The sequence below is a fragment of the Vibrio sp. St2 genome (assembly GCF_947311885.1).
Classification (GTDB): Bacteria; Pseudomonadota; Gammaproteobacteria; order Enterobacterales; family Vibrionaceae; genus Vibrio; species Vibrio coralliilyticus.
In genome coordinates this window covers 20107-28142 of sequence record NZ_CAMZNA010000022.1, presented here as the reverse complement: position 1 = coordinate 28142, position 8036 = coordinate 20107, and the positions used below count along the sequence as shown (strand labels likewise).

The 8036-nt window shown below is 45.9% G+C and carries 8 protein-coding genes and 1 pseudogene; 8 read left to right on the top strand and 1 reads right to left on the bottom strand.

What is annotated here, in order from left to right:
• Positions 1 to 73: pseudogene (locus tag QMA41_RS25360) on the top strand (elongation factor Tu); the annotation flags it as partial.
• A 3-nt stretch (positions 74 to 76) separates the two neighbouring features.
• On the opposite strand, the gene QMA41_RS25355 reads toward QMA41_RS25360, so the two are convergent.
• A complete protein-coding gene (locus QMA41_RS25355; RefSeq protein ID WP_281630904.1) occupies positions 77 to 286 on the bottom strand; it encodes a hypothetical protein in 210 nt (69 codons plus the stop codon).
• A gap of 64 nt (positions 287 to 350) precedes the next feature.
• Between QMA41_RS25355 and secE the strand changes: the two genes are divergently transcribed.
• From secE to rpoB, 7 genes are all read left to right on the top strand, one after another.
• Positions 351 to 731, top strand: coding sequence for a preprotein translocase subunit SecE (gene secE / locus QMA41_RS25350; protein WP_006957117.1), 381 nt, complete (start codon positions 351 to 353; stop codon positions 729 to 731).
• A 13-nt stretch (positions 732 to 744) separates the two neighbouring features.
• A complete protein-coding gene (gene nusG / locus QMA41_RS25345; RefSeq protein WP_006957116.1) occupies positions 745 to 1293 on the top strand; it encodes a transcription termination/antitermination protein NusG in 549 nt (182 codons plus the stop codon).
• A 143-nt stretch (positions 1294 to 1436) separates the two neighbouring features.
• Positions 1437 to 1865 carry a 50S ribosomal protein L11 gene (gene rplK / locus QMA41_RS25340; RefSeq protein ID WP_004747601.1) on the top strand — a complete coding sequence of 143 codons (429 nt, stop codon included), beginning with the start codon at positions 1437 to 1439 and terminating at the stop codon, positions 1863 to 1865.
• A gap of 4 nt (positions 1866 to 1869) precedes the next feature.
• The gene (gene rplA, locus QMA41_RS25335) at positions 1870 to 2574 is read left to right on the top strand and encodes a 50S ribosomal protein L1 (RefSeq protein ID WP_004747603.1); all 705 of its coding nucleotides are present in this window, start codon (positions 1870 to 1872) and stop codon (positions 2572 to 2574) included.
• A 280-nt stretch (positions 2575 to 2854) separates the two neighbouring features.
• On the top strand, positions 2855 to 3349 hold the full coding sequence (gene rplJ, locus QMA41_RS25330; RefSeq protein WP_006957114.1) for a 50S ribosomal protein L10: 495 nt from the start codon (positions 2855 to 2857) through the stop codon (positions 3347 to 3349).
• A 58-nt stretch (positions 3350 to 3407) separates the two neighbouring features.
• The gene (gene rplL, locus QMA41_RS25325) at positions 3408 to 3776 is read left to right on the top strand and encodes a 50S ribosomal protein L7/L12 (protein ID WP_006957113.1); all 369 of its coding nucleotides are present in this window, start codon (positions 3408 to 3410) and stop codon (positions 3774 to 3776) included.
• A gap of 231 nt (positions 3777 to 4007) precedes the next feature.
• Complete coding sequence (gene rpoB, locus QMA41_RS25320; protein WP_006957112.1) at positions 4008 to 8036, top strand: DNA-directed RNA polymerase subunit beta; 4029 nt, start codon at positions 4008 to 4010, stop codon at positions 8034 to 8036.

Below are 8036 nucleotides of genomic sequence, written 5' to 3'. Positions count from 1 at the left end.
AGGTCTTCGTTTCGCGATCCGTGAAGGTGGCCGTACAGTAGGTGCTGGTGTTGTTGCTAAGATCTTCGACTAATTCTCAGGAATTGCTGAAGACTTCTGAAAAATCTTTGAATAAGATTTGACGAACCAGTAGCAAAAAGGGCATCATTTGATGCCCTTTTTCTGCACTAAATATAATGTTTGCTAATTTCTTATCCAAGCAGATATTAAGCAGGATTTTTTGCCCAAGATGTTGCTTCTTGGTCATTAAGAAAGAGTGCGTCAATCGATAAGGTTGTCGTTTCATGGATTTGCCCTGCAACAGCGGGGTTGTTGTCGTCTATATTAAGACTTGTGACAGGCTTGGTTTTATGAAAGCAAATAATGCTGAAACTCCTGAAAGCTCAAATGGCGCAGATATCTTCAAGTGGATTGTCACTTTCGTTCTGCTAGCTGCCGCTGTTGTGGGTAATTACCTGTATGGTGAAATGTCTGTAGTGATTCGCGCTGCAGGTGTTGTTGTACTGATTGCTGCGGCACTTGGTGTTGCTGCTACAACAACAAAAGGTAAAGCTGCGATCGAGTTCGCTAAAGAATCTCGTATGGAAGTTCGCAAAGTAGTTTGGCCAACGCGTCAAGAAACTGTGCAAACGACTTTGATCGTTTTAGCTGTAAGTATTGTAATGGCTCTGGCACTTTGGGGCATCGACGGCATTATGGTTCGTCTTGTCAACTTTGTGACTGGGGTATAGAGGGTTTTAATTCATGAGTGAAGCTCCTAAAAAACGCTGGTATGTGGTTCAAGCCTTCTCTGGATTTGAAGGCCGTGTAGCTCAGTCTCTTCGTGAGCATATCAAAATGCACAGCATGGAAGAGCTATTTGGTGAAGTTCTAGTCCCTACTGAAGAAGTAGTGGAGATGCGCGCAGGCCAACGTCGTAAGTCTGAGCGTAAGTTCTTCCCTGGTTACGTCCTCGTTCAGATGATCATGAACGATGAATCATGGCACCTAGTACGCAGCGTGCCACGTGTCATGGGCTTCATTGGTGGTACCTCTGACCGTCCAGCTCCTATCACTGATAAAGAAGCTGACGCTATCCTTAACCGTCTTGAGAAGGCGAGTGAATCACCACGTCCACGTACTATGTACGAAGCGGGTGAAGTGGTACGTGTTACTGACGGTCCATTTGCTGACTTCAACGGTACCGTTGAAGAAGTGGATTACGAGAAGAGCCGCCTGAAAGTGTCTGTATCGATCTTTGGTCGTGCAACACCAGTTGAGCTTGAGTTTGGTCAGGTTGAAAAACTTGATTAAAAAAACACCTTTTTAGGGTTGTTTAAGGCGCGAATTATGACTATAATTTCGCGCCTTTTTACTTCCATCGAAGTAAAAAGTTATTTACGTAAACGGGGAGCTGATCGGTCGATTAGCGTTAGTACCCAAAATTAGGAAAAATCATGGCTAAGAAAGTTGAAGCTTACATCAAGCTACAAGTTGCTGCTGGTATGGCGAACCCGAGTCCACCGGTTGGTCCTGCTCTAGGTCAACACGGTGTGAACATCATGGAATTCTGTAAAGCGTTTAACGCAAAAACAGAATCTGTTGAGAAAGGTCTACCGACTCCAGTTGTTATCACAGTATACAACGACCGTTCTTTCACGTTCGTAACTAAGACTCCACCTGCTGCAGTTCTTCTTAAGAAAGCGGCTGGCGTTAAGTCTGGTTCAGGTCGTCCAAACACTGAGAAAGTGGGTACTGTAACTGACGCTCAGCTTCAGGAAATCGCAGAAACTAAAGCTGCAGATATGACTGGTGCTGACATCGAAGCAATGAAGCGTTCTATCGCTGGTACTGCTCGTTCAATGGGCCTAGTGGTAGAGGGTTAAGATCATGGCAAAACTAACTAAGCGCATGCGCGTTATCCGCGAAAAAGTTGACGTAACTAAAGAGTACGAAATCAACGAAGCTGTAGCTCTTCTTCAAGAACTAGCAACTGCTAAATTCGTTGAGTCTGTAGACGTTGCTGTTAACCTAGGCATCGATGCTCGTAAATCTGACCAGAACGTACGTGGTGCAACTGTACTACCTCACGGTACTGGCCGCGAAATCCGCGTTGCAGTGTTCACTCAAGGTGCAAACGCTGAAGCAGCTAAAGAAGCTGGCGCAGACATCGTTGGTATGGAAGATCTTGCTGAGCAAGTGAAGAAAGGCGAAATGAACTTTGACGTAGTTGTTGCTTCTCCAGATGCAATGCGCGTTGTAGGTCAACTAGGTACTATCCTAGGTCCTCGCGGTCTAATGCCAAACCCTAAAGTTGGTACTGTAACTCCTAACGTTGCTGAAGCAGTTAAGAACGCTAAAGCTGGTCAGGTTCGTTACCGTAACGACAAGAACGGCATCATCCACACTACTATCGGTAAAGCAAACTTCTCTGCTGAGCAGATCAAAGAGAACCTAGAAGCACTTCTAGTTGCTCTGAAGAAAGCTAAGCCATCTTCTGCTAAGGGTACATTCCTGCAGAAAGTAAGCATCTCTACTACTATGGGTGCTGGTGTTGCTGTTGATCAGGCTAGCCTGAACACTCTAGCAAACTAATATATTTGCTTAGGCGCGAAATTTGTGTATAATTTCGCGCCTAATATTTGTGGTTGGGGCTGAACTTTGGTTCTGTAAGAATTAAGACCCAGTCTCCGTCCAAGACCGTAGGTGTCTGAATTTATTTGATAAATAAAGACTTAATTACCCTACGTAGATGGTGCCCGAACTGACAGAAAGCTCTATGTAAATAGTTACCTTTCTTCTGGGAAGCACCTCAATAGCTCTCACTGTTGTGATAATAGTGAGTGGTGTAACGACAACCAGGAGTAAATCCAAGATGGCTTTAAACCTTCAAGACAAAAAAGCAATTGTTGCTGAAGTCAACGAAGCTGCCAGTGGTGCACTTTCTGCAGTTGTAGCTGACTCTCGTGGCGTTGAAGTAGGCGCGATGACTTCTCTACGTAAACAAGCTCGTGAAGCGGGCGTTTACCTGAAAGTTGTTCGTAATACTCTAGCGCGTCGTGCGGTTGAAGGTACAGACTACGAGTGTCTAACAGACACTTTCACTGGTCCTACTCTAATCGCATTCTCTAACGAGCACCCAGGTGCCGCAGCGCGTCTTTTCAAAGACTTCGCTAAAGAGAACGACAAGTTCGAGATCAAAGCTGCTGCATTCGAAGGCGCAGTTACTGATGCTGAAGTACTAGCGACACTACCAACTTACGACGAAGCAATTGCACGCCTAATGATGTGCATGAAAGAAGCTTCTGCAGGCAAGCTGGTACGTACTATCGCTGCACTACGCGATCAAAAAGAAGAAGCTGCGGCATAAGCCTTGCTTTTTACTGGTTGCTAATTAAACTTATTGTTGATTTTAAAAGAGAATTGTTATGTCTATTACAAACGAGCAAATCCTAGACGCAGTTGCAGAAATGTCTGTAATGCAAGTTGTTGAACTAATCGAAGCAATGGAAGAGAAATTCGGTGTTTCTGCTGCTGCTGCTGTTGTTGCTGGCGGCGCTGCTGGTGGCGAAGCTGCTGCTGAGCAAACTGAATTCGACGTAATCCTAGAATCTGCTGGCGGTAACAAAGTTGCTGTAATCAAAGCAGTACGTGGCGCAACTGGCCTAGGCCTTAAAGAAGCTAAAGCTCTAGTAGACGGCGCACCTGCACCTCTAAAAGAAGGCATCGAGAAAGATGAAGCTGAAGCTCTTAAAGCTCAGCTAGAAGAAGCTGGTGCAAGTGTTACTGTTAAGTAATTATTGCATAGTTTCTTAGCCTAACGGCTAATGGCTGGTGGTTTTATAACCACCGGCCTTTTTGCGCTGTAGGGGTTGGGTGATTTTTCCGCTGTTTGAGCACCCAGGTTCCTAGCAAAAAACATTTCATTACAGCTTAATGAAATGTCACTACATTCAAACAGGTGTTAGTCACTGTCTCATAACGATTGGAGACAGTTTGGGTCACTTATCAGCGAGCTGAGGAACCCCATGGTTTACTCTTATACCGAGAAAAAGCGCATCCGTAAGGACTTTGGTACTCGTCCACAAGTGTTGGACATTCCATACCTGCTATCGATCCAGCTCGATTCGTTCGAAAAATTCATCGAACAGGATCCTGAAGGTCAATACGGTCTTGAAGCTGCTTTCCGTTCTGTATTTCCAATTCAGAGCTACAACGGCAATTCCGAGCTGCAATACGTTAGCTACCGTCTTGGTGAGCCAGTTTTTGATGTTAAAGAATGTCAAATTCGCGGCGTAACTTACTCAAAACCACTTCGCGTAAAACTACGCCTAGTAATCTTTGATAAAGACGCGCCAGCAGGTACTGTAAAAGACATTAAAGAACAAGAAGTCTACATGGGCGAAATTCCGCTTATGACAGACAATGGTACCTTCGTTATCAATGGTACCGAGAGGGTTATCGTATCCCAGCTGCACAGAAGCCCAGGTGTATTCTTCGACAGCGATAAAGGTAAGACCCACTCTTCAGGTAAAGTTCTATATAACGCACGTATCATTCCTTACCGTGGTTCATGGCTTGATTTCGAGTTTGATCCTAAGGACAACCTATACGTACGTATCGACCGCCGTCGTAAGCTACCAGCATCTATCATTCTTCGCGCACTAGGTAAGACGACAGAAGAGATCCTGGACATCTTCTTTGAGAAGGTGAACTTCGAGGTTAAAGATCAAACTCTACTTATGGAGTTGGTTCCTGATCGTCTACGTGGTGAAACTGCGTCATTCGATATCGAAGCAAACGGCAAGACTTACGTTGAAACTGGTCGTCGTGTAACGGCACGCCACATCCGTCAGCTTGAAAAAGATGGCGTTGAGCATATCGAAGTACCTGTAGAGTACATCGTAGGCAAAGTGTCTTCAAAAGACTACATCAACGAAGCGACTGGCGAGATCATCGTTGCGGCTAACCAAGAAATCAGTCTTGAAGCACTAGCGAACCTATCTCAGGCAGGCCATAAAGCTCTAGAAGTTCTATTTACGAACGACCTAGATCACGGTCCATTCATGTCAGACACACTGCGTATCGACAGCACTGTTGATCGTATTTCTGCATTGGTAGAAATCTACCGCATGATGCGCCCTGGTGAGCCACCAACGAAAGAAGCTGCTGAAGCACTATTCGAAAGCCTATTCTTCTCAGAAGAGCGTTACGATCTATCGACTGTTGGTCGTATGAAGTTCAACAGCTCTATCGAACGTGAAGATGCTCAAGAGCAAGGCACACTTGACGAAACTGATATCGTTGAAGTGATGAAGAAGCTTATCGCTATCCGTAACGGCATCGGTGAAGTGGACGATATCGACCACCTAGGTAACCGTCGTATCCGTTCAGTTGGTGAAATGGCTGAAAACCAATTCCGCGTTGGTCTAGTACGTGTTGAACGTGCTGTTAAAGAGCGTTTAAGCCTTGGTGACCTTGATGCAATCATGCCTCAAGATCTAATCAACGCTAAGCCTATCTCTGCTGCGGTTAAAGAATTCTTTGGCTCTTCACAGCTTTCACAGTTTATGGACCAAAACAACCCGCTATCAGAAGTGACGCACAAGCGTCGTATCTCTGCATTGGGTCCTGGTGGTCTTACTCGTGAACGTGCTGGCTTCGAAGTACGTGACGTACACGTAACTCACTACGGTCGTCTATGTCCGATCGAAACGCCGGAAGGTCCAAACATCGGTCTGATCAACTCTCTATCTGCGTTTGCGCGTTGTAATGAGTACGGTTTCCTTGAGACACCATACCGTCGCGTAGTAGATGGCGTAGTAACAGACGAAGTCGATTACCTATCTGCTATTCAGGAAGGTCAGTACGTTATCGCTCAGGCGAACACGGTACTTTCTGAGCAAGGTACATTTGCTGAAGAGCTAATCACAGCTCGTCAGAAAGGTGAATCTGGCCTACACCCACGCGAACATGTTGACTACATGGACGTTGCAACTAACCAGGTTGTATCTATCGCTGCATCGCTTATCCCGTTCCTAGAACACGATGATGCGAACCGTGCATTGATGGGTGCGAACATGCAACGTCAGGCCGTTCCAACACTTAAGGCTGATAAGCCTCTAGTTGGTACTGGTATCGAGCGTAACATCGCAGTTGACTCTGGTGTTACAGCAGTAGCGAAACGTGGTGGTGTAATCCAGTCTGTAGATGCTTCTCGTATCGTTGTTAAAGTAAACGAAGACGAGCTGATCCCTGGTGAAGCGGGTATCGATATCTACAACCTAACTAAATACACTCGTTCTAACCAAAATACGTGTATCAACCAGCGTCCATGTGTGATGCCGGGTGAACCAGTTGCACGTGGTGACGTTCTTGCTGATGGTCCTTCAACAGACCTTGGTGAGCTAGCACTTGGTCAGAACATGCGTATCGCATTCATGCCTTGGAACGGCTACAACTTCGAAGACTCGATCTTAGTATCTGAGCGCGTAGTTCAAGAAGACCGTTTCACTACGATCCACATTCAAGAGCTATCTTGTGTGGCACGTGATACTAAACTTGGTGCTGAAGAAATCACAGCTGACATTCCAAACGTAGGTGAGTCTGCTCTGTCTAAACTAGACGAGTCAGGTATCGTTTACATCGGTGCGGAAGTGAAAGGTGGTGACATCCTTGTAGGTAAAGTAACGCCTAAAGGTGAAACTCAGCTAACTCCTGAAGAGAAGCTACTACGTGCTATCTTCGGTGAGAAAGCGTCAGACGTTAAAGATACGTCTCTACGCGTACCAAACTCTGTATCAGGTACGATCATCGACGTTCAAGTATTTACTCGTGACGGTGTTGAAAAAGACAAACGTGCACTTGAAATTGAACAGATGCAGCTTAAAGAAGCGAAGAAAGACCTTACTGAAGAATTCCAGATTCTTGAGGGCGGCCTTCTAAACCGTGTTAAAGCTGTACTTCTTGACGGTGGTTACACTGAAGCGAAACTAGACGCTATTGATCGTAAGAAGTGGCTAGAGCTAACGCTTGAAGATGATGCTCAACAGACTCAGCTTGAACAGCTAGCAGAGCAGTACGACGAGCTACGTGCTGACTTCGATAAGAAGTTTGAAACTAAGCGTCGTAAGATCACACAAGGTGATGATCTAGCACCTGGCGTACTGAAGATCGTTAAGGTTTATCTAGCGGTTAAACGTCGTATCCAGCCTGGTGATAAGATGGCGGGTCGTCACGGTAACAAGGGTGTAATCTCTAAGATCAACCCTGTTGAAGACATGCCTTACGATGAGAAAGGTCAGCCGGTTGATATCGTACTGAACCCACTGGGTGTACCTTCGCGTATGAACATCGGTCAGATCCTAGAAGTACACTTAGGTCTGGCAGCGAAAGGCATCGGTGACAAGATCAACCAGATGGTGAAAGAGCAGCAAGAGCTGGCTAAGTTCCGTGACTTCCTACAGAAAGTTTACGACCTTGGCGATACTCGTCAGAAAGTAGACGTTGCGTCTCTATCTGATGACGAAGTTCGTACGCTGATCAAGAACCTACGTGGTGGTCTACCGATCGCGACTCCAGTATTTGACGGTGCTTCTGAGCAATCAATCAAAGAGCTATTGAAACTAGGTGACCTACCAGAATCTGGTCAGCTAACGCTATTTGATGGTCGCACAGGTGATGCGTTTGAGCGTCCTGTAACTGTTGGTTACATGTACATGCTGAAACTGAACCACCTTGTTGATGACAAGATGCACGCTCGTTCTACTGGCTCGTACAGCCTAGTAACTCAGCAACCACTTGGTGGTAAAGCTCAGTTCGGTGGTCAGCGTTTCGGTGAGATGGAAGTATGGGCACTGGAAGCATACGGTGCAGCTTACACCCTACAAGAAATGCTAACCGTTAAGTCGGATGACGTTAACGGCCGTACTAAGATGTATAAGAACATCGTAGACGGTAACCACAGCATGGAACCTGGCATGCCAGAATCGTTCAACGTACTGTTGAAAGAGATTCGCTCGCTAGGTATCAACATCGAGCTAGAAGACGAAGAGTAA

Excerpts from the sequence above, each read along its gene's own strand:
- rplL (WP_006957113.1), top strand. The coding sequence starts at position 3,408 with ATGTCTATTACAAACGAGCAAATCCTAGACGCAGTTGCAGAAATGTCT.
- rplA (WP_004747603.1), top strand. The coding sequence starts at position 1,870 with ATGGCAAAACTAACTAAGCGCATGCGCGTTATCCGCGAAAAAGTTGAC.
- QMA41_RS25355 (WP_281630904.1), bottom strand. The coding sequence starts at position 286 with ATGAAACGACAACCTTATCGATTGACGCACTCTTTCTTAATGACCAAG.
- rplK (WP_004747601.1), top strand. The coding sequence starts at position 1,437 with ATGGCTAAGAAAGTTGAAGCTTACATCAAGCTACAAGTTGCTGCTGGT.
- secE (WP_006957117.1), top strand. The coding sequence starts at position 351 with ATGAAAGCAAATAATGCTGAAACTCCTGAAAGCTCAAATGGCGCAGAT.
- rplJ (WP_006957114.1), top strand. The coding sequence starts at position 2,855 with ATGGCTTTAAACCTTCAAGACAAAAAAGCAATTGTTGCTGAAGTCAAC.
- rpoB (WP_006957112.1), top strand. The coding sequence starts at position 4,008 with ATGGTTTACTCTTATACCGAGAAAAAGCGCATCCGTAAGGACTTTGGT.
- nusG (WP_006957116.1), top strand. The coding sequence starts at position 745 with ATGAGTGAAGCTCCTAAAAAACGCTGGTATGTGGTTCAAGCCTTCTCT.